At 68.6% G+C, this 24,736-nt stretch carries 25 protein-coding genes and 1 tRNA gene; 11 read left to right on the forward strand and 15 right to left on the reverse strand.

Going from position 1 to position 24,736, the window contains the following annotated elements:
- Window position 1 precedes the first annotated feature (1 nt).
- From AAG801_RS04635 to flgB, 5 genes are all read right to left on the reverse strand, one after another.
- Window positions 2-748 carry a flagellar basal body rod protein FlgF gene (locus tag AAG801_RS04635; RefSeq protein WP_341887379.1) on the reverse strand — a complete coding sequence of 249 codons (747 nt, stop codon included), beginning with the start codon at window positions 746-748 and terminating at the stop codon, window positions 2-4.
- A 13-nt stretch (window positions 749-761) separates the two neighbouring features.
- On the reverse strand, window positions 762-1,976 hold the full coding sequence (flgE, locus tag AAG801_RS04640; protein ID WP_099792042.1) for a flagellar hook protein FlgE: 1,215 nt from the start codon (window positions 1,974-1,976) through the stop codon (window positions 762-764).
- Between the two features lie 85 nt (window positions 1,977-2,061).
- Window positions 2,062-2,748 carry a flagellar hook assembly protein FlgD gene (locus AAG801_RS04645; protein WP_101489166.1) on the reverse strand — a complete coding sequence of 229 codons (687 nt, stop codon included), beginning with the start codon at window positions 2,746-2,748 and terminating at the stop codon, window positions 2,062-2,064.
- Between the two features lie 44 nt (window positions 2,749-2,792).
- Window positions 2,793-3,188, reverse strand: coding sequence for a flagellar basal body rod protein FlgC (gene flgC, locus AAG801_RS04650; RefSeq protein ID WP_153285680.1), 396 nt, complete (start codon window positions 3,186-3,188; stop codon window positions 2,793-2,795).
- Window positions 3,185-3,592, reverse strand: coding sequence for a flagellar basal body rod protein FlgB (flgB, locus tag AAG801_RS04655; RefSeq protein WP_341887380.1), 408 nt, complete (start codon window positions 3,590-3,592; stop codon window positions 3,185-3,187). The genes flgC and flgB overlap by 4 nt, the downstream gene beginning before the upstream one ends.
- Before the next feature lie 220 nt (window positions 3,593-3,812).
- Between flgB and flgA the strand changes: the two genes are divergently transcribed.
- The 5 genes from flgA to AAG801_RS04680 all read left to right on the forward strand — a co-directional run bounded on the left by flgA (window position 3,813) and on the right by AAG801_RS04680 (window position 6,754).
- Window positions 3,813-4,511, forward strand: coding sequence for a flagellar basal body P-ring formation chaperone FlgA (gene flgA, locus AAG801_RS04660; protein WP_341887381.1), 699 nt, complete (start codon window positions 3,813-3,815; stop codon window positions 4,509-4,511).
- Between the two features lie 96 nt (window positions 4,512-4,607).
- A complete protein-coding gene (gene flgM / locus AAG801_RS04665) occupies window positions 4,608-4,904 on the forward strand; it encodes a flagellar biosynthesis anti-sigma factor FlgM (protein WP_070061524.1) in 297 nt (98 codons plus the stop codon).
- Window positions 4,901-5,356 carry a flagellar protein FlgN gene (locus AAG801_RS04670; protein WP_341887382.1) on the forward strand — a complete coding sequence of 152 codons (456 nt, stop codon included), beginning with the start codon at window positions 4,901-4,903 and terminating at the stop codon, window positions 5,354-5,356. The genes flgM and AAG801_RS04670 overlap by 4 nt, the downstream gene beginning before the upstream one ends.
- Before the next feature lie 8 nt (window positions 5,357-5,364).
- Window positions 5,365-5,796: a YadA-like family protein gene (locus AAG801_RS04675; protein WP_341887383.1), complete on the forward strand. Its 432-nt coding sequence runs from the start codon at window positions 5,365-5,367 to the stop codon at window positions 5,794-5,796.
- Between the two features lie 121 nt (window positions 5,797-5,917).
- Window positions 5,918-6,754, forward strand: a complete 837-nt coding sequence (locus AAG801_RS04680) for a winged helix-turn-helix domain-containing protein (RefSeq protein WP_341887384.1) — start codon at window positions 5,918-5,920, stop codon at window positions 6,752-6,754.
- Between the two features lie 342 nt (window positions 6,755-7,096).
- Here the strand turns inward: AAG801_RS04680 and AAG801_RS04685 are convergent, their stop codons facing one another.
- Window positions 7,097-7,987 (reverse strand): LysR family transcriptional regulator, encoded by an 891-nt coding sequence (locus tag AAG801_RS04685; protein ID WP_341887385.1) that lies wholly within the window; start codon window positions 7,985-7,987, stop codon window positions 7,097-7,099.
- A 125-nt stretch (window positions 7,988-8,112) separates the two neighbouring features.
- Here AAG801_RS04685 and AAG801_RS04690 point away from each other — a divergent pair, with 125 nt between their 5' ends.
- Window positions 8,113-9,114, forward strand: coding sequence for a tripartite tricarboxylate transporter substrate binding protein (locus AAG801_RS04690; protein ID WP_341887386.1), 1,002 nt, complete (start codon window positions 8,113-8,115; stop codon window positions 9,112-9,114).
- An 18-nt stretch (window positions 9,115-9,132) separates the two neighbouring features.
- On the opposite strand, the gene AAG801_RS04695 is transcribed toward AAG801_RS04690, so the two are convergent.
- A complete protein-coding gene (locus AAG801_RS04695; RefSeq protein WP_341887387.1) occupies window positions 9,133-10,035 on the reverse strand; it encodes a LysR family transcriptional regulator in 903 nt (300 codons plus the stop codon).
- 106 nt (window positions 10,036-10,141) lie between these two features.
- Between AAG801_RS04695 and AAG801_RS04700 the strand changes: the two genes are divergently transcribed.
- The 3 genes from AAG801_RS04700 (at window position 10,142) to AAG801_RS04710 (ending at window position 15,147) form a co-directional block, all read left to right on the forward strand.
- Window positions 10,142-11,059 carry a dihydrodipicolinate synthase family protein gene (locus tag AAG801_RS04700; RefSeq protein WP_341887388.1) on the forward strand — a complete coding sequence of 306 codons (918 nt, stop codon included), beginning with the start codon at window positions 10,142-10,144 and terminating at the stop codon, window positions 11,057-11,059.
- 68 nt (window positions 11,060-11,127) lie between these two features.
- On the forward strand, window positions 11,128-12,087 hold the full coding sequence (locus tag AAG801_RS04705; protein ID WP_341887389.1) for a tripartite tricarboxylate transporter substrate binding protein: 960 nt from the start codon (window positions 11,128-11,130) through the stop codon (window positions 12,085-12,087).
- Window positions 12,088-12,345: 258 nt separating this feature from the next.
- On the forward strand, window positions 12,346-15,147 hold the full coding sequence (locus AAG801_RS04710) for an ImpA family metalloprotease (protein WP_341887390.1): 2,802 nt from the start codon (window positions 12,346-12,348) through the stop codon (window positions 15,145-15,147).
- A 186-nt stretch (window positions 15,148-15,333) separates the two neighbouring features.
- Here AAG801_RS04710 and AAG801_RS04715 read toward each other — a convergent pair.
- The 5 genes from AAG801_RS04715 to AAG801_RS04735 all read right to left on the reverse strand — a co-directional run bounded on the left by AAG801_RS04715 (window position 15,334) and on the right by AAG801_RS04735 (window position 19,246).
- Window positions 15,334-15,423: transfer RNA gene (locus tag AAG801_RS04715), tRNA-Ser, on the reverse strand.
- A 57-nt stretch (window positions 15,424-15,480) separates the two neighbouring features.
- Window positions 15,481-16,812 (reverse strand): serine--tRNA ligase, encoded by a 1,332-nt coding sequence (serS, locus tag AAG801_RS04720; protein ID WP_341887391.1) that lies wholly within the window; start codon window positions 16,810-16,812, stop codon window positions 15,481-15,483.
- A gap of 63 nt (window positions 16,813-16,875) precedes the next feature.
- Window positions 16,876-17,841 (reverse strand): threonine/serine dehydratase, encoded by a 966-nt coding sequence (locus AAG801_RS04725; protein WP_341887405.1) that lies wholly within the window; start codon window positions 17,839-17,841, stop codon window positions 16,876-16,878.
- On the reverse strand, window positions 17,838-18,806 hold the full coding sequence (gene ispH / locus AAG801_RS04730; protein ID WP_192193217.1) for a 4-hydroxy-3-methylbut-2-enyl diphosphate reductase: 969 nt from the start codon (window positions 18,804-18,806) through the stop codon (window positions 17,838-17,840). Before ispH ends, AAG801_RS04725 begins: the two co-directional genes overlap by 4 nt.
- The gene (locus tag AAG801_RS04735; protein WP_101490227.1) at window positions 18,803-19,246 is read right to left on the reverse strand and encodes an FKBP-type peptidyl-prolyl cis-trans isomerase; all 444 of its coding nucleotides are present in this window, start codon (window positions 19,244-19,246) and stop codon (window positions 18,803-18,805) included. The genes ispH and AAG801_RS04735 overlap by 4 nt, the downstream gene beginning before the upstream one ends.
- A 107-nt stretch (window positions 19,247-19,353) precedes the next feature.
- Here AAG801_RS04735 and radC point away from each other — a divergent pair, with 107 nt between their 5' ends.
- Both radC and AAG801_RS04745 read left to right on the forward strand, forming a co-directional pair.
- Complete coding sequence (gene radC / locus AAG801_RS04740; RefSeq protein WP_099792078.1) at window positions 19,354-20,031, forward strand: DNA repair protein RadC; 678 nt, start codon at window positions 19,354-19,356, stop codon at window positions 20,029-20,031.
- Window positions 20,031-20,693: a Smr/MutS family protein gene (locus tag AAG801_RS04745; RefSeq protein WP_341887392.1), complete on the forward strand. Its 663-nt coding sequence runs from the start codon at window positions 20,031-20,033 to the stop codon at window positions 20,691-20,693. Before radC ends, AAG801_RS04745 begins: the two co-directional genes overlap by 1 nt.
- A 132-nt stretch (window positions 20,694-20,825) precedes the next feature.
- Here the strand turns inward: AAG801_RS04745 and AAG801_RS04750 are convergent, their stop codons facing one another.
- The 3 genes from AAG801_RS04750 to AAG801_RS04760 all read right to left on the reverse strand — a co-directional run bounded on the left by AAG801_RS04750 (window position 20,826) and on the right by AAG801_RS04760 (window position 24,717).
- On the reverse strand, window positions 20,826-22,931 hold the full coding sequence (locus AAG801_RS04750) for a bifunctional 2',3'-cyclic-nucleotide 2'-phosphodiesterase/3'-nucleotidase (protein ID WP_341887393.1): 2,106 nt from the start codon (window positions 22,929-22,931) through the stop codon (window positions 20,826-20,828).
- A gap of 110 nt (window positions 22,932-23,041) precedes the next feature.
- On the reverse strand, window positions 23,042-24,265 hold the full coding sequence (locus tag AAG801_RS04755; RefSeq protein WP_341887394.1) for an FAD-dependent oxidoreductase: 1,224 nt from the start codon (window positions 24,263-24,265) through the stop codon (window positions 23,042-23,044).
- 32 nt (window positions 24,266-24,297) lie between these two features.
- Window positions 24,298-24,717 (reverse strand): group II truncated hemoglobin, encoded by a 420-nt coding sequence (locus AAG801_RS04760; protein ID WP_341887395.1) that lies wholly within the window; start codon window positions 24,715-24,717, stop codon window positions 24,298-24,300.
- Window positions 24,718-24,736 lie beyond the last annotated feature (19 nt).

Genomic DNA, 24,736 nt, shown 5'->3' on the forward strand with positions numbered 1-24,736 from the left:
ATTAGCCGTAGGCCAGCAGCTTGTTGGCGGTCTGCGCGTTGATGTCGGCGGTCTGCAGCGACTTCATCTGCATCTCGAAGCTGCGCGCGTTGGCGATCATGGCCACCATGGCATCGACCGGCTGCACGTTGCTGCCCTCGATGGCGCCCGAGATCAGCGTGACGGCCTCGTCGGCCTCGGCCGGCGGCAGGTCGGCGCGCATGCGGAACAGGCCGTCGTCGCCGCGCACGAGGTCGGTCGTCGACGGGTTGACCAGCTTGAGCCGGCCCACTTCGGCGATGCCGGTGAGCACGGTCGAGGCCGCGTCGCGCGAACCCACGAGGCCGTTCGACGCAATGCTCACGGCCGAACCCGGCGGCACGGTGAGCGCACCGTTGTCACCCACCACGGGGCGCCCGCCCATCGTCGTGAGCTGGCCGTCGGCGCCGATCTGCAGGTTGCCGACGCGCGTGTAGGCCTCGCCGCCGTCGGGCGCCTGCACCACCAGCCAGCCCTCGCCGCCCACGGCCACGTCGAGTGCGCGGCCGGTCTGCGTGAGCGGACCGTGGGTGAAGTCGGCGCCGGGCGTGGTGGCGGCCACGAAGGCGCGCGTGGGCGCTTCTTCGCCGACCACGGGCACGGCGCGAAAGGTCGCGATCTGCGAGCGAAAGCCCGGCGTCGAGACGTTCGCCATGTTGTTGGCGACCACGGCCTGCTGCTCCATGGCCTGCTTGGCGCCGCTCATGGCGACATACAGCATTCGATCCACGCGATGCTCCCGGTCAGCGGATGTTCATGAGGGTCTGCATGACCTGGTCCTGCGTCTTCACGGTCTGCGCATTGGCCTGGTAGTTGCGCTGCGCGACGATGAGGTTCACCAGCTCGGAGGTCAGGTCGACGTTGGACGACTCCAGCGCGCCCGAGGCCAGAGAGCCGGCCTTGGTGCCTTCGCCCGGCGTGCCGGTGAGCGCATTGCCCGAGGCCTGCGTCTCGGCCCACACGTTGTTGCCCTTGGGCTCCAGGCCGTTCGGGTTGGCGAACGACGACAGCACGACCTGGCCCAGCAGGCGCGTCTGCTCGTTGGAGAACTTGCCGGTGATGGTGCCGTCGGGGTTGATCGAGAACGCGGTGAGCTCGCCCGACTTGTAGCCATCCTGGCCCAGCTTGCTCATGCCGTTGGCGCTGCCGAACTGCGTGGTGCCCGTGAGGTCGACCGAGGTGGTGAGCGGCGAGGCGCCGTTGGTGAAGGTGAGCGGCCCGATGTTGAACGCGCCCGAGGCCGGTGCGGTCATGACGCCCTTGGCGTCGAACGTGACGTTGGACAGCGCGGCGCCGCCGTTCAGCGGTGCGCCGTCGGAGGTGCCGTACACGTTCCAGGTGTTGGCCGCCGTCTTCACGAAGTACACGGCCACGTCGTGCGGGTTGCCCAGCGAGTCGTAGATGGGCCCGATGGCGTTCGGGTAGTTGTAGGTGGCCGCGTCGGTGGGGCTGAACGGCGTCTTGGCGGGCACCGTGCTGCGCGCGTCGAGGTTGAACTGCGCGTCGACGTTGGCCGTGGGCTTGGGCGGCATCATGCCGCCCTGCACCTGGATCGGCCCCGGCGTGCCGCCGCTGATGCCGCCGCTGGCATTGGCGCCGTAGCCGGTGAGCTGCAGGCCCTGCGCATTGACGATGTAGCCGTCCTTGTCGCGCGTGAACTGGCCGTTGCGCGAGTAGAAGACCTCGCCGCTGGTGCTGGCCAGGCGAAAGAAACCGTCGCCGTTCAGGATGGCCACGTCGAGCGGGCGCGTGCTCGACTGCGTCACGCCCTGCGTGAAGTTCTGCGTCACACCCGACACCGAGGCGCCCAGGCCGACGCGCGATCCGGCGTACACATCCTGGAAGGTGGCGGCGGCCGACTTGTAGCCCACCGTGCCCGAGTTGGCGATGTTGTTGCCGATGACGTCGAGGTTTGCCGCGGCCACGCCGAGTCCGCTGATGCCTTGGGAAAAACTCATGAAAGGGTCCTTGTTCGATGCGAGGAAGAAGAGTGCAAAGGGCGCGAAGGGCGCGGCCCGCGTGGGCCACGCCGAAGACGAAGACTCAGAGGAACAGGCGCACGTCGCCCAGCCCGATGCTGGCGCCCGAGGCCAGTTCGAGCGTGACGCCGTCGGCGCCCTGCTTCACGGCGGCCACCTGCGAGAAGGTGAGCGCGGTGGCCTTCACCGTCGTGCCGTTGTTGCTGGCATCGACCGTGAATCGGTAGGCGCCCGGCGGCACCGCGACGCCCAGGTCGTCCTTGCCGTCCCAGGTGACGGCGTTGACGCCTTCCTTCATGGCGCCCGCGTCGAGCGTGCGGATCACCTTGCCGGTGCTGTCGACGATCTTGATCTCGACGTCGGCGGCGGTGCCCGGCAGCTGGACGGCGAAGGCCTGCGTGGCGGGGTCCTTGCCGTCTTCGGGCTTCTTGGTGGTGAGCACGTCGCCGGGCGACAGCACGTTGTAGCCAATGAGCGAGGTCGCCTGCAGCAGCTGGTTGGCGCCGGTCTGGTTGACGAGGCCGGAGAGCGTGGCGTTGAGCTTCTCGATGCCGCTCACGGTGCTCATCTGCGCGAGCTGCGAGGTGAGCTCGGCGTTCTGCATCGGGTTGAGCGGGTCCTGGTTGTTCAGCTGCGTGACGAGCAGCTTGAGAAAGCGCTGCTCGCTGTCGGCGCTGGACACGTTGTTGTTGCTGTTCGCCGCCGTGGGCGCATTCAGCCCGCTGATGGACGAGGTGTCGGAAAGGGCCATGGGGTCGGGGTTCTTCCTGCGGGGGGGGTGCGTGCGTGCGTGGGTTACTGGCCGATGGTCAGCGTCTTGACCATCAGCGTCTTGGCCGTGTTGAGCACCTCGACGTTGGCCTGGTAGCTGCGCGAGGCCGAGATCATGTTGGTCATCTCTTCGACCACGTTGACGTTGGGCATCGCCACGTAGCCCTGCGCATTGGCGTGCGGACTCTTGGGGTCGAACACCAGCTTGGCGGGCGACGGGTCTTCGATGACGCCGGACACCCTGACGCCGCCGATGTCGCGCCGGCCCGAGGCTGCCACCTCGAACACCACCTGCTTGGCGCGGTAGGGCTGGCCGTCGGGGCCGGCCACGCTCTCGGCGTTGGCGAGGTTGCTCGCGGTCACGTTCATGCGCTGCGATTGCGCGGTCATGGCGGAGCCCGCCACGTCGAAGATGTTCATGGCTGTACCGCCGACAGGAGCGACTTGATCTTGGCGTTGATGAGGGTGAGGTTCGACTCGTAGCGCAGCGCGTTGTCGGCGAAGGCCACGCGCTCGACGTCCATCTCGACCGTGTTGCCGTCGAGGCTGGACTGGTGCGGCACGCGGTACTGCAGGTCGTGGCCGGCCGTGGCCTGCGCCTGGCCCGCGAGGTGGCGCGACGAGGTGGTGGCCATCGACACCGACGATGCGGCGCGGCCGCGCTCGACGGCTTCGCTCAGGCGCGCGCCGAAGTCGAAGTCGCGCGCCTTGTAGTTCGGCGTGTCGGCATGGGCGATGTTGGCCGCGAGCACCTCCTGGCGTTCTGCCCGGAGATGGAGCGCTTCGCGGTGGAAGCGAAACGCCGCATCCAGCTTGTCGATCATCTTTGTTCCATCTGTTGAGGCGTCGCCAGTGCACGGGGCGCAGCGACCGATGGAAAGCGAGTCTATGCATGCCGCGCGTTGGCAATCGCCCGAACAAAGGGGGGTTTCGCCTGCTGCTCGCACCTTCGCTCGCAGGGCAAATTCATAAAAATCCAGGGGCGCCGGTCGTGGCTTCCTTGCACCGGTGCCTTCGATCTTTCGCCCACTTCCTTCGCTTTCGATGACCCTCTCGCCGCTTCGCCGACACCTGCTGCGCACCGCATGTGCGTTGGGGCTGGCGTGCGCGATGTCGACCGGTGCGATCGCGGGCGACGCGGCTGCGGCGGCCGTCGAAACCTACCTCCAGGTGCAAAGCGCCGGCCTGCCCGGCCAGGTGACGGTCAGCCTCGAAGGGCGTGGCACGTCGGCGCTGCCCCCGTGCGACGCGCCCGAGGTGTTCCTGCCGCCGGGCGTCACACCCTGGGGCCGCATCTCGGTGGGCGTGCGCTGCCACGCCGAACGACCGTGGACGCGCTTCGTGCAGGCGCGCGTTGCGGTGCAAGGCCGCTACCTGGTGGCCGCGCGTGCCATCGACGCGGGCCGCCCGCTGGGCGCCGGCGATGTGGTCGAGCGCACCGGCGACCTCACGCGGCTGCCGCGCTCGGTGGTCACCAGCGCGGCCGAGCTGGCCGGGATGGTGAGCGCCAACCGCGTCGCGCCCGGCGCGCCGATCCGCAAGGAACTGCTGCGCGGCGTCGCCGTGATCCAGCAGGGCCAGGCTGTGAAGGTGGTGGCGCAGGGGCCGGGCTTTGTGGTCAGCACCGAGGGCAAGGCCCTGAGCGGCGCCGCGGTGGGCGCGGTGGTACAGGCCAAGACCCTGGACGGCCGGGTGATTCGCGGCGTGGCCGACGAGGAAGGACAGGTCCGGCTGGTGCAGTAGCGGCCGCCGCGTTTGCGCAGGCTTCACTTCATGCACGCCCTTCCTAAAGTTCTTGCACCGGCTGCCGATATACGGGTCAGCCCCTGAGGAATCACCTTGAAAATCGATCCCACCGCCCCTTCGGCCACGCCCCTGCACCGCACCCCCGCACCGGGTGCGCCGGCTCCGTCGACGCCCGCCGAGGCCGTGCAGCGCCCGAAGGAAGCAGCGCCCGTCTCCGCGCTCGTCCATGCGATGCCCGCCGCCGTGGGAGGCAGTGATTTCGACGCAGCCCGCGTGGCCGCGATCCGCGAGGACATCCGCGCCGGCCGCTACGAGATCCGTCCCGAGCGCATCGCCGACGGCCTGCTGGCCAGCGTGCGCGAGCTGCTCGCACCGAAGGGCGAGGCATGACCACCTTGCTGGCACAGCTGCGTGCGGAAGCGGGCTGCATCGAAGAATTTCTCGTGGCGCTGGACGAGGAGGCGCAGGCCATGTCGGACAGCGCCTTCGACGCACTGAACGCCATTGCCGGCCGCAAGACCGCGCTGCTGGACCGCATGGCCGAACTCGACCAGCAGCGCGAATCGCTGCAGGCGGCATTGGGCTTTGCGCCCGGCCGCGCGGGTGCGGACGCGGCCGCTGCAGCGGGCGGTGAACCCACGCGCCAGGCCTGGCGCGAACTGCTCGCGCTCGCCGAAGACGCGCGCAACCGCAACCTGCACAACGGCACGCTGGTGTACGCGCACCTCGACTTCACGCAGCAGGCGCTGCACTTCCTGCAGGCGCGCGCCCAACCCTTCTACGGCCCCGACGGCGTGCGCAAGACGCAGGCCGGCGCGGGCACCCGGCTGGCGGCCGGCTGAGCAGTCTCGTGAACGCGTCCGCACGTTTCGCCCCTGCACGCACCGCGATCTCGCTGGTGCTGCTGTGGCTCGCGTGCGCCGGCGCCCATGCCTTCGAACTCGCGCCCGCCGTGCGCTCGGACGACGCCATCAACCTGGGGCAGCTGCACCCGGTGCGCATGGCCGTCGGCGAAACGGCACGCATCGCGTACTCGGGCGCGGCCATGGCCATCGCCATGTCGGCCGCGTATGTGCCGTCGTACCGGCCGGGCGAACAGGCCGTCGGCCTGGCCTTCGGCAATTACCGGGGCTACACGGCCGCGTCGCTGGGCTTCAAGCGCACGTCGGGCGACGGCGACACGGCCTGGGGCATGGCGGTGTCGAGCACGGGCCGGGCGTGGGGATTCAACGCGGGCATCGGCTGGAAGCTGCCGCGCAGCACCGCCGCCGCACGCCCCTGACCCGCATGCCATCGCTCCGGGACGCCCTTCACCACCTTCGCATGGATGCCACCGACATGAAGACGCCTCTTTCCACGCCAATGCCCCGCCACGAGAAGGTCGCACGACGAGGAGCCCGCGCATGATGGCCGCGCAGCAAGGCGCGCGCCGCATCGCGATGGTCGGTTGCGACGAAGCGCAAGAGGCCGGCTGGGGCAACCGCCTGCGCCTGATGGGCTGCGACCCCGTGTGCTTCGGCGACAGCACCGAATTCTTGCTGGCCGTCACGCAGGGCCAGCAGTTCGGCCTGTTGCTGGTCGTGCTGAAGGACGAAGGCGCGTGGCCGATCCTCACGGCGATGTGCCGCGCGCTGCGCATTCCCATTTTTCTGGTGGCGCGCGCCTCGCAGCGCGATCTGCTCGTCGATGTGCTGTCGGCCGCGGGCGGCGAGACGCAGGGCACCAGCATCGACTTCGCGGTGCTGCCCGTCGACGAGTTCGAGCTGGAACTGCGCGTGCGCGAATCGCTGCGGCGCAACCGCACCTTGCTGCAACCGCAGGCCACGGCCGCGTGCTTCGGCGACTACCAGTTCCTCGGCGAGCGCCGCGTGGTGGCCTACGGCGGCACCGAGGTTCGCTTGAAGCCGCGCGAATTCGAACTGGCACTGCTGCTGTTCCGCAATGCCGGACGCCTGCTGGAGCGCGACTGGCTGCTGGCTTCGCTGTGGGTGGACGCGCGCATCGAACGCACGAGCCGCACGCTGGACTGCTGCGTGGCCAGCATCCGCCGCAAGCTGTCGCTGCACAAGGGCGGCGAGTTCGTGCTGGTCTCGGTGTATGGGCGGGGCTACGAGCTGCGGCACATGGCGCCGGTGGCGCGGCGCGTGTCTGAAGTTGATGAAGCGCCGCTGATCGACACCGCCGATTTTCCCGACACATCGAACGAGCCGGTGTGGCTCGGCGAGAGCGCGCGGGCCTGAGAGCGCATGGCCCGGCGATGAAAACTGTGACGACCTCCGGCCTCGAGGAACCACCCCGAAGGGCGGGTGCCGAAGCGTCCTCTACCAACGCCAGAAGACCGTCGCCGCCAGTATCGGCGGCCAACCTGAAGCCTGGCTGAAGCCCCGCACAAAACCCTTCTTGCTTCCGCACTCAGCCGCCGGTCAGCGAACTTGCGTTCAATGACAAGCCACACCGTGAGGGGGAGATTCATTGCAGGACACCATGAGACTACTCGCAGAGGCATCGCTGATTCTTGCCCTGGCCATCGTCCTCGGCGGGTTGGTGCTCGGGCTGCTGGCCGGGCCTCAGGACCCTGACGATTAAGGTTGGCCGTCCGGCGCCATGGCCGCGAGGAACTGCTGCGCCACGGCTGCGATGATTTCTGCCCGCGGTGCATTGCGCAGCTGCACCAGTGCGAGTTCGCGGCGCTCGGCGGCCTGCGGGATCGGCAGCAGCCGCAGCATCGGGTCGGCGCCCCAGTCACGCTCCGCCAAGTGCGGCAACACGGCGACGCCCAGCCCGTCGCGCACCAGGTCGACGATCGCCTCGATCGAGTTCAGCTCCAGAAACTCCTGCGGCTTGGCGCGCAGCCGGCGCAACGTGCGCTCCACCAGCTCGCCGGTGTGCTCGCCGCGGTCGAAGCGGATGAAGGGGTAGCGCTCCACCATCGCGCGCGGGCTGGCCGGGCGCGAGGCGGCCGGCGTGAGCAGCACCATCGGTTCGGCATACAGCGGCGTCCAGATGAGCGACGGCCGATGGACGGCCGGGTTGTGCACGACCACCGCGGCATCGAGGTCGCGGCTTTCGACCTGCGCGATGAGCGGGTTCGACTTGCCCGAGACCACATGCAGGTCGACCGCCGGGTGGCGGCGCTTGAGCTCCAGCGTGGCGCGCACCAGCTGCCCCAGCCCCGACACGATGGCGCCGAACTGCACGGTGCCCGCCAGCGGCGCGTCGGCCTGCGTGCCGTGCCGGGCCTGCTCGTACAGCGTGACGATCTGCGTGGCCACCGGCACCAGCGCCCGCCCCTGCTCGTTGAGCGTGACCAGCTTGCCGCGCCGCGCGAAGAGCGGGCGCTTGAGGTCGCCTTCGAGGGTGCGCATCTGCAGGCCGACCGCCGCCTGCGTGAGCGCAACACGCTGCGCGGCGGCGGTGAACGAGCCTTCGGTGGCCACGGCGAGGAAGGTGCGAAGCACGCGCAGGCTGGGCATGATGAGAAAGCATTTCTTTCAAGTTGACGAAGAAATTATCGCTTTCTCAAAAGCTTTTCCATCATCAGAATTGATGCTTCCGCTCGCGCGTTCGCGGGTGCCCTTCCCCGTTTCCGGACTCACCCTTGACCACGCACCCCACCCGCCGACTGTTCGCTGCCCGCACCACGCTCGCCTTGCTCGCCGGCGCCATGGGCTTGGCGGGCACTGCCGCCACCGCCGCCGAGGCCTGGCCCACGCAGCCGCTGAAGATGATCGTCGGCTTTGCACCCGGCGGCGGCAACGACATCCTGGCGCGCATCCTCGCCAAGGAGCTGCAGCAGAGCCTGGGGCAGACCGTGGTGGTCGAGAACCGCGCGGGCGCCGGCGGCCTCATCGCCAGCGAGTTCGTCGCCAAGGCACCGAAGAACGGCCACACGCTGCTGCTGGGTTCCATCGGCGGCAACACCATTGCGCCGGTGCTGGCCAAAAGCCTCAGCTTCGACCCGCGCAAAGACCTCGCGCCGGTCTCGCTGGTGGCCGAGTCGGGCAACGCACTGCTGGTCAACGCCAAGCTGCCCTACAAGAACGTGAAGGCCTTCATCGAGGCGGCACGCAAGGAGCCGGGGCTCATCAACTACGCGTCGTCGGGCACCGGCTCGACCTTGCACCTGGCGGGCGCGCTGTTCGCGCAGCAAGCCAACGTGAACATCGTGCACATCCCGTACAAGGGCAACAGCCAAGCCCTCACCGACGTGGCCGGTGGCCAGGTGCAGGCGATTTTCTCGGGCATTCCGCCTGCGATCGTGTCGGCCAAGACGGGCCAGACCCGCATCCTGGCCGTGACCAGCAAGCAGCGCGTGAAGTCCCTGCCCGACGTGCCCACCGTTGCCGAGGCCGGCCTGCCGGGCTACGCCTTCACGTCCTGGTACGGCCTGTTCACCACCGGCGGCACCGACCCGGCCATCGTCGAGCGCCTGGCGCGCGAGGTGCACAAGATCATCCACAAGCCCGAGGTGCGCGCGCAGTTCGACATGCAGGGCGTGGAGCCCGTCACCAGCGAACCCAAGGCTTTTGCCGCGCAGATCGACCGCGAACTCACGCGCTGGGGCCGCGACGTGAAGGCCATGAACATCACGCTCGATTGAGCGTTTGCATGCCGGCGGCTACGCCTTGGCCGGCACCGGGTACGCCTCTTGAATCAGGAGGCGCACCGCATCCACCACGCCCTGGCGACCCCGGCGGCGCCAAGCCAGGTGGACCTCGACATCGAAGCTGTCGACCTCGTCCAGCGGCCTGAAGCACACGCCCGCGTAGCCCAGCTTCTGCGCCGAGCGCGGCACCAGCGCCACGCCCACGCCCGCATCCACGAGCGCCAGGATCGAATGCGTGTGGCTCAAGGTCTGCACCGTTTCGGGCGCAACGCCTTGCGCGCGCAGCCTGCCCGCAATCAGCTCGTAGAGGTAGCGCGATTCGGACGGGCAGAACTGGATGAACGCCTCGCCTTCCAGGTCCGACAGGCGCATGCACGCCTGCTCGGCCAGGCGGTGCCCGCTGGGCATCGCAAGCACAAAGGGTTCGCGAAAGATCGCCGCCGATTCGGCAAAGCTGCGCGGGGCAAACGGCCGCACGATGCCCAGCTCGATGCGATCGGTGCCGATGGCTTCGAGCTGGTCGAGCGTCTGCATCTCGCGCAACACGATCTGCACATCGGGCAATTTCGCCTGCACTGACGCCAGCAGCTGCGGCAGCAGCGTGAAGCTCGCCGCGGGAATGAAGCCCATCGTCACGCAGCCTGCATCGGCGCGCATCGCACGACGCGCGGCCAGCGCGGCCGACTGGCTGCGGCGCAGGATGTCTTCGGCCTCGCGCAGGAACACGACACCCGCGGGCGTGAGCCGCACGTTGCCGCCCGAACGCTCGAGCAGCAGCACGCCGAGTTCGTGCTCCAGCAGCTGGATCTGACGTGTGAGGGGCGGCTGGGTCATGTTCAGCGAGACGGCCGCACGTCCGAAGTGAAGTTCAGTGGCCACGGCCACAAAGCATCGGAGTTGGGTCAGCTGGAACACGGCGATTCAATTCTTGGATTGCAGCATCCCGTGTATGGATTGGACGCCGCTTCAGGTGACTTCTAGAGTAGCCGTTTTCTCCGCCACTCCACTTCGGGACAACCAGATGAGTCACTTTCACGGCGCCGCGCTGCGCGCTGCGCTCCACGGCATTTCGGGCATCCTGGTCACGCCCTTTGATGCCGACGACACGCTGGCGCCTTCGCGCCTGAACGTCGTGGTCGACCGCGCGATCGATGCCGGCGTGCACGTGCTCGTGGCCAACGGCAACACGAGCGAGTTCTACGGCCTGCAGGCGCATGAAGCCGAGCAGATGGTGCATGCCGCCGCCGAGTGCATCGGGGGACGCGCGCCGCTCCTGGCCGGTGTGGGCCGCAGCGTGCACGAAGCCTGCGCGCTGGCGCGCGCCTCGCGCAAGGCCGGGGCCGATGCCTTGATGGTCCACCAGCCGCCCGATCCGTTCGTGGCACCGCGCGGCGTGGTCGCCTACCTGCGCCAGATCGCCGACGCCGCCGATGGCCTGCCGCTGGTGCTCTACCTGCGCAACGAGACCATCGGCCTGGCCGCGATCGAAGCGCTGTGCCGCATTCCGCAGATCGTCGGCGTGAAGTGGGCGTCGCCCACGCCGCTGGTGCTCGCCGAAGCCATGCGCCGCACGGCCGATCTCGGGCTGGCCTGGGTCGGCGGCCTGGCGGAAGTCTGGGCGCCGCCGCTGTATGCGGTGGGTGCGCGCGGCTTCACGTCGGGCCTCATCAACGTGCGGCCCGAACGCTCGGTCGCCATCTACCAGGCGCTGGAGGCGGCCGACTACCCGCAGGCCATGCGGCTCATCGAAGAGATGCTGCCCTTCGAAGAACTGCGCGCCCAGGAAAACAACGGCACCAACGTGACCGTGGTGAAGACCGCGCTGCAGATGATGGGCAACGACTGCGGTGCGGCGCGCGCGCCTTCCGCGTGGCCCCTGTCGGACAGCCAGCAGCGGCAGCTGCACGCGCTGATGTCGGACTGGAACCTGCTGCGCTGACCGGTCCTCTCGCGGTGCCGACGCGGCGCCGCGGTTCGAAGCTTTCCCACAACTATCAAAGACAAACCATGAACCGCCGATCTCTGCTCGCTCTCGCCGCCCTTCTTTCGTTGAACGGCGCTGCCGCCATCGCCCAGGACTTTCCTGCACGCCCGCTCACCATCGTCGTGGGCTCGAGTGCCGGCAGCGCCACCGACGGCCTGGCACGTGCCGTGGCGCAGGAGGTGACGAAGGCGACCGGCCAGTCGGTGATCGTCGACAACCGGCCCGGCGCCTTCGGCGGCATTGCCGCGCAGTTCGCGTCGCGCGCGCAGCCCGACGGCTACACCGTGTTCATGACCACCAACACCACGCAGGCCGCCAACCCGCACCTGCAGAAGAAGCTCTCGTACGACCCCATCAAGGACTTCGCGCCCGTGGCCTTGCTGGCCAAGGGCTATCAGCTGCTGGTGGTGAATCCGCAGGTCAAGGCGAACAGCGTGGCGGAGTTGATTGCGCTGGCCAAGGCATCGCCGGGCAAGCTCAACTACGGCTCGGGCAGCTCGTCCGCGCAGGTCGCCACCGAGCTGTTCCAGCAGATGACGGGAACCAAGTTCAACTACGTGCCCTACAAGGCCAACCCACCGGCCGTGATCGATCTCGTGGCAGGCCAGACCGACCTGATGATTGCCGACCTCGCCACGACCTTGCCGCAGGTCAAGGCCGGCAAGCTGCGCGCCCTGGGCCTGACCAGCCCGAAGCGACTGTCGCTCGTGCCGGGCACGCCCACGGTCGCCGAGTCGCTCAAGGGCTATGAGTTCGGCTACTGGAACGCGCTCTATGCACCCGCAGGCACGCCGGCACCCGTCGTGAGCCGCCTGAACGCGTTGATGCAGGCGGCGATGAAGGCGCCCGCCGTGCGCAACGCGGCCGAGCAGGCGGGCATGGAGGTGTCGCTGTCGAGCCCTGAGGAGCTGGGGAAGTTTCAGCAGGCCGAGCTCGAGCGCTGGGGGCAGATCATCAAGACGGCGGGCATCGTGGCGGAGTAATTCCCTTCGGGCCGCAGGCGTCGGCGGCCCCGTCTTTTCTCTCGTCGCTTCTCCTCGCCGCAGCCTCAGCGGCGAGCGTGGACAGCCGCTGACTTTCCCGCGCCAACGCGTGCCCGGGACTTGCGACAATCCGTCGCCCGCCGCCGGCAACACACACCGCCGCAGCAGCGCGTCGCGTCTCATCGCGACAGGGATGTGCGACCACGCTCGCACCTCCGGCCTCATGTCCAAAAAGTCAGAACTACAAGGAGAAGAACCATGACGCACGCGCGCAAGCTCGTGACCCTGATCGCCTGCCTCGCCCTGTCCGCCTGTGGCGGCGGCGGCGGAGATTCCGGCGGCGCCGGCTTTGCCGGGATCGGCATGCCCGGCACGCCGGGCACGTCCACCGGTGCGCCGGACGATGGCGCCACGCCGCCGGTGAGCCGCGTCGACGCGGCACTCGACAGCGGAGACACGAGCGGCCTGCAGCCCGAGGACCGCGCCACGCTGCTGGAGCGCGCGACGCGCAAGGCCATCGAACTGCGTGCGCGCCCGCAGCAGGTATTGGCCGACATCTACAACACGAAGGGGCAGGTGCCGAACCTCGCGCTCAGCATCGAAAAGAACAGCGCCGAGCTGACGCCGGCCAGCCTCACGCAGGCGATTCCGTTCATCGTCGCCGACGACGGTTCAGGCATCGCGGCCATCGCCGAACTGGGCGACGGCCGCGCGCTGGCCTACGGTGCCGACGTGCTGGGCTGGATGGCCGGCACGGCCAAAGAGCAGCAGCATTTGCCACTGTTCACGCGCGCCTTCACCTGGGTGATGACGGGGCAGGCCGACGGCACGCTGCCGGCCACGCTCAAGTTCAGCCAGGCGGGCTACAACGCGGGCGCCATCAAGAACTTCGCGACCCGCCTGCAGAAGAAGACGCAAGAGATCGCGTGCGACATCGCCTCGCCCACCAACACCTGCTGGCGCGACGCCGACCTGCTCGTCTTCGGTGCCAACGTGGCCGACAACCCGGCCCTGGGCGAGCTGGTGCGAAGCTACGTGAAGGCCGGCAAGGCCGTGATCTACATGCACAGCAGCTGGTGGACCGCCCCGGGCGGCACGCGCTTGCTGTCCAGCCTGGGCATGAACCTCGCCGCCGACCCCGGCAACTTCTTTGCGGCAGCATCGGGTTATTCCGTGAGCGCAGGCCGCACCGCTGCCGACGCCCTGGCGCGCGCCGACCAGCTCGGCAGCCTCGTGCACACGCTCGAATGGCTCGCCCGGGACAAGTACACGCAGGACTTCGCCGTCGACAACGCGCCCATCGTCGGGATCGACGCGGCGCGCAAGGACCTGTCGAGCACCGAGCTGGCCGGCCGGTCGCTCTTCAAGACGGAGAACACCGAACTGCAGCGCCTGCTGGTGCTGTGGGCCGATGAATGGCGCCGCGACATCGCCTACGGCAAGATCAACCGCACCAGCGATGCGGCCAACTTCCTGCGCGCCTATGCGTCCGATTCGTGGCAAGCCTATGGCCGCACCGCGACCACGACGCAACCGGGCGGCCAGGGCGACTACATGCCCGCCGGCGCGCAGAAACTTGCCACGAGCACGGACTACGAAACCATCGAACTCACGCTCCCGCAAGGCAGTGGCAAGACGGCGATCGGCCGTGGCGCCATTCCGGCCAAGGCCATGGCACTCGAGATCGCCGAGGCACCGGTCGGCGTGACCCTCGGCGTGCAGACCAGCCATGTGCGCACCTACGGCAACCCGCTGACGGACGCCGGCAACTACATCCGCCCGCGCCAGGCGCCGTCATGGACCGTGCCGCTGCAGCGCGATGCCGTCAACGACTTCGTCACGCCGTCCGGCGGCCCGCTGTTCCTGAGCTACAGCGGCGCCACGGCCGGGCAGAAGGTCAAGCTGCGCGTCAAGGGCGTCATCAAATACGCCCACTTCAACTTCAGCCAGGGCACGCCCGCGCAAGCCGAGCTGGACGCCGCCATGGCCGCGCTGCAGCGCCAGGACTACGGTTGGTCGACCTTCAAGTTCCGCGGCGGCGAGCTGCAGCAGACCATCGCCGTCGCGCTCAAGAGCTTCAAGTCGGGCATGCCGGCGGGCACGCTGAGAACGCCGCAGGACCTCGTCACGCGGCGCATCGAAGGCATCCTCATGGACACCAACCACATGTCCAACGGCTACAACGACATGAAGATGCCGAGCACCGTGTCGACCCTGTGCACCAGCTTCGCGTGGGCCTGCGACGACGCCGTGCACAACGCGCCGGGCGTGCAGCACTTCGTGAGCTGGCTGCCGAGGTGCGGCAGTGGTTGCTCGGGCCACCCGATCGACTCCGACAACTGGCCCATGGACATCGGCTGGGGCTGGCCTCATGAGCTGGGCCACAACACCGTGCAGCCCTGGATGCAGATCGTGATCGACGACAAGGGCTGCACGACCGAGTGCGACAACAACACGCTGTCCAGCGCGCACATGCTGCGCCGCTATGCCGTCCTCGGCGAGGACGACAGCGGCACCCGCACCGCCCACGCGGCGCTGTACAAGATGATCCAGGACAACCGGGCGCGCGCGCTCAGCGGCGAGCCGCAGCGCGCCGACATGCAGGCGCGGCTCTGGGGCGGCCCGGAGCAAAGCCCCATGCTCGCCATGTACTTCCAGCTGGCTTTTCTCTACACCCAGGCCCGCCACGGCGAAGCCCAGCCCACGGCCGCGAGCACGATCGAGTTCCTCACGTTGCTGTCGAAGGGCGGGCGCCTGGTCGCCAAGAAATGGAGCGTCAACACCGCGGGCAACTACGGCATGAGCGGCTACACCAGCAACGACATTTCGAACCACGAACTGCTGTACGTGCTGAGCTCGAAGATCATCGGCCAGGACCTGCGCAACGTCTTCTCGATGTACGGCGTTCCGCTCACGCAGACGGCGCTGGATTCGGTGGCGGCGCTGACGCTGCCGATGGCGCCGCAGCGCTTCTATGCCTTGGGCGCCAGCAAGGCCAACCAGTTGTCGACGGGGCAGTGGTTGTCGGTGCAGGGGCAGACGCCCGTTTATCCGTTCTGAACGGGCGGGGGGATTGGTCACGGCGTTCTGTCGTGACCATGCCTCGTCTTCGACATCGCTCGAAAACTGCAGGTCTTGGGGTGAATCCGCCCGGGACTGCAGCGGCGGAACGGCTGAGGCCTTGATCCTGCGAGGCGCTGTTCAGGAACGAACAGGCAAAAAAATAGCCCCTTGCGGGGCCATTCTTGGAGGAGAGGGAGGGATTCGAACCCTCGGTACTATCGCTAGTACGCCTGATTTCGAGTCAGGTACATTCGACCACTCTGCCACCTCTCCGGTGCTGTCGAGCCTCAGATTATAGCCAGAAAAATCTGACTTTTGACGCCCAGCGCTTCAACCGCGCAAAACTTCGAGGCCGCCGAGGTACGGACGCAACGCCGCAGGCACGTTGATCGAGCCGTCTTCGTTCTGGTGGTTCTCCAGCACGGCGACGAGCGCGCGGCCCACGGCCAGGCCGGAGCCGTTGAGGGTGTGCACCAGCTCGTTCTTGCCCTGGGCGTTCTTGAAACGGGCCTGCAGGCGGCGCGCCTGGAAGGCTTCGCAATTCGACACCGAGCTGATCTCGCGGTACGTGTTTTGCGCGGGCAGCCACACCTCGAGGTCGAAGGTCTTGGCGGCGGTGAAACCCATGTCGCCGGTGCACAGCAGCACGACGCGGTACGGCAGCTCCAGCGCCTGCAGCACGGCTTCGGCGTGGCCGGCCATCTGCTCGAGCGCGTCGTAGCTCTTCTCGGGATGCACGACCTGCACCATCTCGACCTTGTCGAACTGGTGCTGGCGGATCATGCCGCGCGTGTCGCGCCCGGCGCTGCCGGCTTCCGAGCGGAAGCACGGCGTGTGGGCGGTGAGCTTGATCGGCAGTTGCGCCTCGGGCACGACCTCGTCGCGCACGAAGTTGGTCAGCGGCACTTCGCTGGTCGGAATGAGGTACAGCGCCGAATGATCGGGCGCGGGCTCGCCGTCCTGGCCGCCCTTCTTCGCGGCGAACAGGTCGCCTTCGAACTTGGGCAGCTGGCCGGTGCCGCTGAGCGTGGCGGCGTTGACGATGTAGGGCACGTAGCACTCGGTGTAGCCGTGCTGTTCGGTCTGAAGGTCGACCATGAACTGGGCCAGCGCGCGGTGCAAGCGGGCGATCGGGCCCTTCATGACGGAGAAGCGCGAGCCCGAGAGCTTGGCGCCCATCTCGAAATCGAGCCCCAACGGCGCGCCGAGATCGACGTGGTCCTTGGGCGCGAAGGCCAGCGGCGTGGCGTCGGCGCCGGCGCCGCCCTTCGGGGCCCAGCGGCGCATCTCGACGTTGCCGGCTTCGTCCTCGCCGAGCGGCACGCTGGCGTGCGGCAGGTTGGGCACGGCGAGCAGCAGCGCGTGCAGCTCGGGCTGGATTTCTTCGAGGCGCTTGGACTGCGATTCCTGCTCGGCCTTGAGCGCGTTGACCTCGGCCATGAGCGCGTCGACCGACTCGCCCTTGGCCTTGAGCGGGCCGATCTGCTTGTTCAGCGTGTTGCGGCGCGCCTGGATTTCCTCGGTGCGGGTCTGCAGCGTCTTGCGCTCGGCCTCGAGCGCGGTGAACGCCGAGACGTCGAGGTAGGGCTGGTTCTTCTTGCGTTTTTCGAGGCCGGCCACAGCGGAGGCCAGGTCTTTGCGGAGCAGGGTGATGTCGAGCATGGGGAGATTTTAGGTGGGCGCCCGGCCGGCGCCCGCCCTCCCCGCTCGCACGACTGCGGCGACTCAGGCGACCGTGGCCGGATCGACGTTCGCCCCGCAGATGATCAGGCACACCTTCTCGCCCTCGCGCGGCACGTAGGCGCCGGTCTGCAGCGCCGCCAGCGGCAGCGCGGCGGCCGGTTCCACGGCGAGCTTCAGCTCTTTCCACAGCCACTGCTGGGCAGCGCGGATGGCGTCGTCGGACAGCAGCAGCGCATCGCGCACCTGCTGCTGCGTGATCTCCCAGGCGATGGCGCCGATGCGGCGCGCGCCGAGCGAATCGGCTGCCACGCCGCCGACGTCCACGTCGACGGGCTCGCCGGCCTCGCGGGCGCGGAACAGTGTCGGGGCCTTTTCGGGTTCGAGCGCGACCACGCGGGCGCGCTGCTCGAACCAGCCGGCAAGGCCGCCGATCAGGCCGCCGCCGCCCACGCTCACCAGCACGGCGTCGGGCAGGCCAGCCTGCGCCTCGATCTCGCGACCGAGCGTGCCGGCACCGGCCACCACTTCGGGCTGGTCGTAGGCGTGGGTGAGCAAGGCGCCCGTTTCCTTCTGGCGCGTCAGGCAGGCGGCCAGGGCGTCGGGGTACAGCTCGCCGACCACGACCACTTCGGCGCCCAGCGCCCGCAGGCGCGCGCGCTTGGCTTCGGGCGACACGCCCGGCAGGAACACCTGGCAGGGCACGCCCAGCGCCTTGGCGGCCGCGGCGGTGGCAATGCCGGCGTTGCCACCCGAGGCAACGATCACGCCCGCGGCGGGGATGTCATTGGCCAGCAGCCGGTTCATCATGCCGCGGGCCTTGAAGCTGCCACTGACCTGCATGTGCTCCAGCTTGAGCCAGACTTCGGCGCCCGGCGCGGTCACGCCGACGGCGGCGGCCGGCAGTTTCCACAGCGGCGTTTCACGCAGGAAATGGCCGGCGCGTTCGCCCAGCCTGCGGGAGGCGCTCTCGATTTCGGAGCGCCAGTTGGTGTTTTTCATGGGATTCAGGAGATGTGCCCGGGGGGCGGAATGTCGTCGAGCTTGAGGCCCTTGGGAAGCGGGAACTTGATGGTTTCTTCGATGCCGTCCATCTTGCGCACCGACACGGCGCCGAACGCGCGCACGCGCTCGATCACCTCGTGCACCAGCACCTCGGGCGCCGATGCGCCGGCCGTGAGGCCCACGCGTGACTTGCCTTCGAACCATTCGGGCTTGAGCTCGTCGGCCGAGTCGACCATGTAGCTTTCGGTGCCCAGGCGCTGCGCCAGTTCGCGCAGGCGGTTGCTGTTGGAGCTGGTGGGGCTGCCGACCACGATCACGAGGTCGACCTGCGGGCTCATGATCTTCACCGCGTCCTGGCGGTTCTGGGTGGCGTAGCAGATGTCCTGCTGCTTGGGCTCGCGCACGTTCGGGAAGCGCGCGCGCACGGCGGCGGCGATCTCGGCGGCGTCGTCCACGCTGAGCGTGGTCTGGGTGACGACGGCGAGCTTCTCGGTCTGCAGCGGCGACGCATTGGCCACATCGGCCACGTCTTCCACGAGGTGGATGCCGCTCGACAGCTGCCCCATCGTGCCTTCGACCTCGGGATGGCCCTTGTGGCCGATCATGATGAATTCGTAGCCCTCTTTCGCGAGCTTGGCCACCTCGACGTGCACCTTGGTCACGAGCGGGCAGGTGGCGTCGAAGATCGAGAAGCCGCGGTCGCGCGCCTCCTGCTCGACGGCCTTGCTCACGCCGTGCGCGCTGAACACCAGCGTGGAGCCGGGCGGCACGTCGGACAGCTCTTCGATGAAGATCGCGCCCTTGGCCTTGAGCTCGTTCACCACGTAGGTGTTGTGCACGATCTCGTGGCGCACGTAGATCGGCGCACCGAACTTGGCGAGGGCGCGCTCGACGATCTCGATGGCGCGGTCCACGCCGGCGCAGAAACCGCGCGGCTCGGCGAGAAGGACTTCCTCGATGTTGGGGTTCATAGCACGCCGATCAGCTTCACTTCGAAGGTGACGGGTTGGCCGGCGAGCGGATGGTTGAAGTCGAAGCGCACGCCGGTCTCGTTCGACTCGACGACCGCGCCCGCGTAGCTGCCCGAGCCGTCGGGCGTGGGGAACTGCACCACGTCGCCGACGGCGTACTGCTCGTCGGGATCGCCCATCTGTGCCAGCAGCTTGCGCGCCACCCATTGCTGCATGTCGGGGTTGCGCTCGCCGAAGGCCTCGCCGGCCGGCAGCTCGAAGGTGGCGTGCGCGCCCTCTTCCAGGCCCATCAGGCGCTGCTCCATGGCCGGCGAAAGCTCGCCGGTGCCGAGCGACAGCGTGGCGGGCTTGTCGGCGAAGGTGTTGATGATGTCGCCCGCCGGACCGGCCAGCCGGTAGTGCAGGGTCAGGAAGGAGCCGGAAGTCACAACTTGGGACATGGGTGCAGCAAAGGTGGGCAAAGAGGAGGGAGGTGTCCCGATAAACTGACCCTCATTTTAAGGATCGGGGCAACATCTCGCCCCGGCCAAGGTTTCAGCAGGGTTTCATGGCATTCAAGGATCTCCCTCTCGACGCCCGCCCGCGCGAAAAGCTCATGGCGCGGGGCGCCGCCGCGCTGGCCGATGCCGAGCTGCTGGCGCTGCTGCTGCGCACCGGCGTGGCCGGAAAAAACGTGCTCCAGCTGGCCCAGCAACTGCTCGAACGCTTCGGCGGCTTGTCGGGCCTGCTGCACACCGCCCCCGACGACCTCAAAGAGGTCAAGGGCATGGGCGGCAGCGCCAAGCGCTCGGAACTCATGGCAGTGCTCGAGCTGGCGCGCCGCGCCATGGGCGAGCGCCTGAAGGAGCGCACGGTGTTCGACTCGCCCGAAGCGGTCAAGCAGTACCTGCAGCTGCACATCGGCTCGCGCCCGCACGAGGTGTTCGCGGTGCTGTTCCTGGACGTGCAGCACCGCCTGCTCACGCTCGAAGAACTGTTTCGCGGCACGCTCACGCAGACCAGCGTCTACCCGCGCGAGGTCGTCACCCGCGCGCTGCACCACAAGGCCGCAGCCGTGGTGCTGGCCCACAACCACCCGAGCGGCAGCATCGAGCCCTCGCGCGCCGACGAATCGCTCACGCAAACGCTGCGCGCCGCGCTGGCACTGGTCGACGTGCGCGTGCTCGACCACGTCATCGTGAGCCCGGGCCAGAGCTTCTCGATGGCGGAACGGGGACTGATCTGATGGCTTCATCTTCCCGTCCCCCCGCACTGAAGACGCTCGCCGACCTCAAGCAGGTGCAGCGCGTGCTCGCCGAAACCCGCGAGCGCGAAGCCGCCGAGGCCGCCGCGCGCGCCGCGGCCGAGCGCAAGCGTGCCGCCGAGAAAGACCTGTTCACGCGCGCCATCGGCGCCACCGAACCGCTGCGCCGCAAGGCCGCGGTGCCGCTCGCGCCCGAACCGCCCGCGCCCATTCCGTTCCAGCACCAGCTCGACGAGCAGCGCGTGCTGCGCGAGTCGCTGTCCGACGAGTTCGACGTGACCACGCTGCTCGATGTCGACGACGCCATGAGCTTTCGCCGCCCCGGCATCGGCACCGAGATCACGGCGCGGCTGCGCAAGGGCGACTGGTCGATCCAGGCGCAGGTCGACCTGCACGGCCTGCGCAGCGACGAAGCGCGCGAGGCGCTGGGTGGTTTCATCCGCAATGCCCACAAGCAGGGGCTGCGCTGCGTGCGCGTGGTGCACGGCAAGGGACTGGGCTCGCCCGGCAAGCAGCCGGTGCTCAAGACCAAGACGCAGCGCTGGCTGATCCAGAAGAACGAGGTGATTGCGTTCGTGCAAGCCAAGCCGGCGGAGGGTGGGGCCGGGGCGCTGGTGGTGCTGTTGGCGCCTGTGCGGCGCTGAATTGCGTGTCTTGCTCCTTCCCCTTCCGGGGGAAGGTTGGGATGGGGGCATGCGGCCTTCGAGGCTGCGCGGCGTTGGAGGCCGCGAGCCCCCACCCCTGCCCTCCCCCAGCGGGGGAGGGAGACATTCAGGTCACTTGCTCAGATCGACCTTGTAGACCGACCGTCCCTTGCCGCTCCCGTCATCCGCCGTCAGCAACGAGATGTTCGCGAGCCCCGCGTCCGTCGCCGCGCTCAGTTGCCCCTGCCCCGACGTGATCGTCACGTTGCCCGCGGTCGTCACCTGCGTGAAGCGCCAGCTGCGCGCCGCGCCGTTGGCCGCGCGCGTGATGGTCTTCTTCGCCTTGATATAGGCGATCAACACGTCGCGGTTCGCATCGGGCGAGGCATAGATCGTCGCGCGCCCGTCCAGCGCCGGAATGAAGCTCGCACCGCTGGTCGCGCGGTAGTTGTTCGTCGCAATGACGAACTCCTGCGCCGCGTCGATGGGTGCGCCCAGGTACATGAGGTTCTTGATGCGGCTGCCCACGGCCTGCGTCACGTCGATTTCGTATTGCATGTCGGGCGTGGTGAACATGTCGAAGTTGTAGCCCGGGAAGGTGCTGATCAGCGGCTGGTCCGCTGTCGCGGCCGGATCGATCTTGTTGAAGCGCTTCGCCGCGGCTTCGAGCCAGCCCTTGATCTCGGCGCCCGTCACCTTCACCGCGTACACCGTGTTCGGGTACAGGTACAGGTCGGCGGCGCTGAAGATCGCGAGGTTGCCCACGGCCACATCGGTGTAGTCGCGCCCGCCTTCGAAGCCCGACTTGAAGGGCGCGCTCACCGACAGCACCGGCAGGCTCGCGTACTGCGGCAGGTTGGCCTGGAGGTAGGTCTTCACGTAGTCGGCCTGCGCCTGGTTCACGATCTGGATCGCGCCCGGGTCACCCACGTCGGCAAAGAAGGTGTTCATGCGGAAGTCGGTGGTGCCGACCGGCGTCTTCACGTAGTCGATCGCGGCCTGGTGCTGGGTGTCAACCAGCGGCGCCACGCTCGGGTCGGCATCGACGTACACGGCCTTGCCTTGGCTGTCCTTGCCGGTTTGCGTGGAGCGCGCCTCGACCAGCGTCTTGCTCTTGTCGACGCCCCAGGCCTTGCCGTCCCACACCAGCTCGAGCTTCACGAGGCCCAGTGCCTTGCCCCACGAGCTGGGCATCACGGCCGGCACGCCGTTGACGGTGCCGGCGGCGTTGTCGACACCGGCCTGCGTGTAGCCGGGCTTGGCGCCTCGGTCGGGGAACAGGCCGTGCTGGTGGCCCATCATCAGCACGTCGATGCCGGGCACCTTCGACAGGTACAGGCCCGGGCTTTCCATGGTCGGCGAATACGGCGAGCCGTCGAGGCCGCCGTGCTGCAGCGCGACCACGATGTCGGCGCCCTTCTCGCGCAGCTCGGGCACGTAGCGCTTGGCGGCTTCGACCGCGCCTTCGGTGCGCAGCTTGCCTTCGAGAAAGCGCTTGTCCCAGTTCATGATGCCGGGCGTGGTGAAGCCGATCACGCCGACCTTCACAGGCACCGTCACGCTCTTGCCGTCAGGCGCCGTGGCCGTGAACTGCTTCGTGACGATGGTGTACGGCGCCACGAGCGGCTTGCCGCTCTTGAGGCTGTGCACGTTGGCCACCACCATCGGGAAGCTGGGGCCCGCGCACTTCTTGCTGCCGTCCACGCCCTCGACATCGAGGCCGCCGCCGAGCACCTGGTTGAGAAAGTCCAGGCCGTAGTTGAACTCGTGGTTGCCCAGCGTGCCGGCGTCGTAGCCGGTGGCGTTCATCACCTTGTACATCGACAGCGGCTGCGTGCACGGGATGCGGCTGACCAGCGCCTCGTAGTCGGCCAGCGCGGTGCCCTGGATGGTGTCGCCGTTGTCGAACAGCATCGTGTTCGCGAACTCCTTGCGCGCGGCGTTGATGAGCGTCGCGGTGCGCTCGTAGCCGTACGACTTGTCTTCGGCGAGCTTGAAGTAGTCGTAGCTGCGCACATTGAAGTGCAGGTCGGTCGTTTCGAGCAGCGCGACCGTGGTGCGCGTGCCGGCGGCCACGGGCGCCGGAGCGGGTGCCGGCGCAGGGGGCGGAACGATCGGCGGGAAGGTGGTGCCGCCCCCGTTGCCACCGCCACAGGCGGTGAGCACGGCGGCCAGAACGGCGGCACAGGTGGACATGGGGGCGAGGCGCGCAAGCGACGCGGCCACTGCGTTGTTCATCGAGAGGTCTCCCTACGGATATGAGGAAGGCCAGTCTCCGAAAGCAGGGTGACAGACCGGTGAATCCGGGCCTGCCGTGCAGCGCCGTTGCGACAGCAGTTACACCAGGTTCAGGCCAGGTGATTCTTTAGTGGTACCGCCGCATCCGCCACCGCCTCGGGCGCGGGGCTGCGGCCCGCTTCGAGCAGCTTGCGGCTCATCATGTGATCGACCGGCGCGTTCACCGATTCGACGCACACGAGCTGGCCGTCGACGTAGTGGAAGAGCGAGAACGCCTCGGGCTTCGGCCCCGCGCGGCGCACGCTCACCAGGCCCGGCGTGCCTTCGGCCGGCATGAGGCCCGCCATTTGCAGGCGCAGGCCGCCCTGGTCGGACCAGAACCACGCGACCGCGTCGTGATCGCGTGCGGCGCCGGTCAGCGTGGCCACGGCCGTGCGCGCCTGGTCGTTCGCGTTCTGCACCGACTCGAGCCGCAGCGCGCGGCCCGCACGGCGGTCGGGGAAGCGCGTGCAATCGCCCACCGCGAGCACGTCGGCCGCGCTGGTCTGCATCTGGGCGTCGACCACGATGCCGTCGGCGCACTCGAGGCCCGCGGCCTGCGCGAGCGCGGTCTCTGGCACCGCGCCGATGCCCAGCAGCAGCAGGTCGATCGGCTGCTTCGTGCCGTTGACTTCAACCGACACGAGCCGGTCGCCCACGACCTCGAAGGCGCCGGTCTGCGCGCCCAGCACGATGTCGATGCCGGCCGCGCGGTGCGTGGCGAGCACGTGCGCCGACAGCTCGGGCGACACGGCACGGCCCAGCAGGCGCGGCGCGCATTCGATCACCTGCACCGTCTTGCCGAGCGCCTTGGCGGTGGCCGCCACTTCGAGGCCGATGAAGCCGCCACCCAGCACCGTGACCTGCTGCGCATCCGCCAGCCGCGTGCGCAGGCGATGCGCCTCGTCGGCAGCGCGCAGGCTCGCGACGTTTTCCAGGCCCGACTGCAGGCCAGGCATCTGGCGTGCGCGCGTGCCGGTCGCCAGCACCAGGCGCTCCCACGGCAGCACCGCGCCCGAGCGCAGCGTGACCGTGTGTGCCTCGCGGTCGATGGCCACGGCGGCATCGCCCAGGTGCAGCGTGATGCCCGCTTCGCGGTACCAGTCGGCGGCCTTGTGCGGCTGCGTGGTTTCTTCGGCGCTCTTGAGAAAAGCCTTCGACAGCGGCGGGCGGTGATAAGGCTCGCAGGCCTCTTCGCAGACCAGGTGCACGCGCGCGCCCTGCCCGGCTTCGGCCAGGCCCGCACACAGCTGGGCCGCGGCGTGGCCGCCGCCGATGATGACGATGGAATTCATGGAGAACAGTCTTTCGGGAATCGTTGTCGAGGTCACTCGCCGCGGTTGCGCATCCAGTCGGCGGTCTTGAAGAAGGAATCCCTGAGGCGTGCGCGCAGGTCTTCAGGCACACCGGTCTCGCCCATCGCCTGGTCCATGCAGGCCAGCCACTGGTCGCGTTCCTTGATGCCGATGCTGTGGCCGCCGATGGCCTGCGGCATGTGCCGCGCGCGCAGCATCGGGTGGCCGAAGCGGTCGGTGTAGTGGGCGGGCCCGCCGAGCCAGCCGCACAGGAACCAGAAGAGGCGCTGGCGCGCGTTGTCCAGGTCGGTGCCGTGCACGGCGCGCAGTTGCGCGTAGGCCGGCTCGAGGTCCATCAGGTCGTAGAAGCGCTCGACCAGCGCCGCCACCTTCGGCTCGCCGCCGATCCACTCGAAGGGCGTGCCGGCGGGCGGTTTGTCTTGAATCTGCATGGGCGGGAGTATCCCCTCG

The organism is Variovorax sp. YR752 (assembly GCF_943372545.1).

Excerpts from the sequence above, each read along its gene's own strand:
- AAG801_RS04700 (WP_341887388.1), top strand. The coding sequence starts at position 10,142 with ATGAGTCACTTTCACGGCGCCGCGCTGCGCGCTGCGCTCCACGGCATT.
- flgC (WP_153285680.1), bottom strand. The coding sequence starts at position 3,188 with ATGAACATCTTCGACGTGGCGGGCTCCGCCATGACCGCGCAATCGCAG.
- AAG801_RS04750 (WP_341887393.1), bottom strand. The coding sequence starts at position 22,931 with ATGAACAACGCAGTGGCCGCGTCGCTTGCGCGCCTCGCCCCCATGTCC.
- AAG801_RS04685 (WP_341887385.1), bottom strand. The coding sequence starts at position 7,987 with ATGCCCAGCCTGCGCGTGCTTCGCACCTTCCTCGCCGTGGCCACCGAA.
- flgB (WP_341887380.1), bottom strand. The coding sequence starts at position 3,592 with ATGATCGACAAGCTGGATGCGGCGTTTCGCTTCCACCGCGAAGCGCTC.
- AAG801_RS04705 (WP_341887389.1), top strand. The coding sequence starts at position 11,128 with ATGAACCGCCGATCTCTGCTCGCTCTCGCCGCCCTTCTTTCGTTGAAC.
- AAG801_RS04680 (WP_341887384.1), top strand. The coding sequence starts at position 5,918 with ATGATGGCCGCGCAGCAAGGCGCGCGCCGCATCGCGATGGTCGGTTGC.
- AAG801_RS04645 (WP_101489166.1), bottom strand. The coding sequence starts at position 2,748 with ATGGCCCTTTCCGACACCTCGTCCATCAGCGGGCTGAATGCGCCCACG.
- flgE (WP_099792042.1), bottom strand. The coding sequence starts at position 1,976 with ATGAGTTTTTCCCAAGGCATCAGCGGACTCGGCGTGGCCGCGGCAAAC.
- serS (WP_341887391.1), bottom strand. The coding sequence starts at position 16,812 with ATGCTCGACATCACCCTGCTCCGCAAAGACCTGGCCTCCGCTGTGGCC.
- AAG801_RS04745 (WP_341887392.1), top strand. The coding sequence starts at position 20,031 with ATGGCTTCATCTTCCCGTCCCCCCGCACTGAAGACGCTCGCCGACCTC.
- AAG801_RS04710 (WP_341887390.1), top strand. The coding sequence starts at position 12,346 with ATGACGCACGCGCGCAAGCTCGTGACCCTGATCGCCTGCCTCGCCCTG.
- radC (WP_099792078.1), top strand. The coding sequence starts at position 19,354 with ATGGCATTCAAGGATCTCCCTCTCGACGCCCGCCCGCGCGAAAAGCTC.
- AAG801_RS04735 (WP_101490227.1), bottom strand. The coding sequence starts at position 19,246 with ATGTCCCAAGTTGTGACTTCCGGCTCCTTCCTGACCCTGCACTACCGG.
- flgA (WP_341887381.1), top strand. The coding sequence starts at position 3,813 with ATGACCCTCTCGCCGCTTCGCCGACACCTGCTGCGCACCGCATGTGCG.
- AAG801_RS04760 (WP_341887395.1), bottom strand. The coding sequence starts at position 24,717 with ATGCAGATTCAAGACAAACCGCCCGCCGGCACGCCCTTCGAGTGGATC.
- AAG801_RS04755 (WP_341887394.1), bottom strand. The coding sequence starts at position 24,265 with ATGAATTCCATCGTCATCATCGGCGGCGGCCACGCCGCGGCCCAGCTG.
- ispH (WP_192193217.1), bottom strand. The coding sequence starts at position 18,806 with ATGAACCCCAACATCGAGGAAGTCCTTCTCGCCGAGCCGCGCGGTTTC.
- AAG801_RS04670 (WP_341887382.1), top strand. The coding sequence starts at position 4,901 with ATGACCACCTTGCTGGCACAGCTGCGTGCGGAAGCGGGCTGCATCGAA.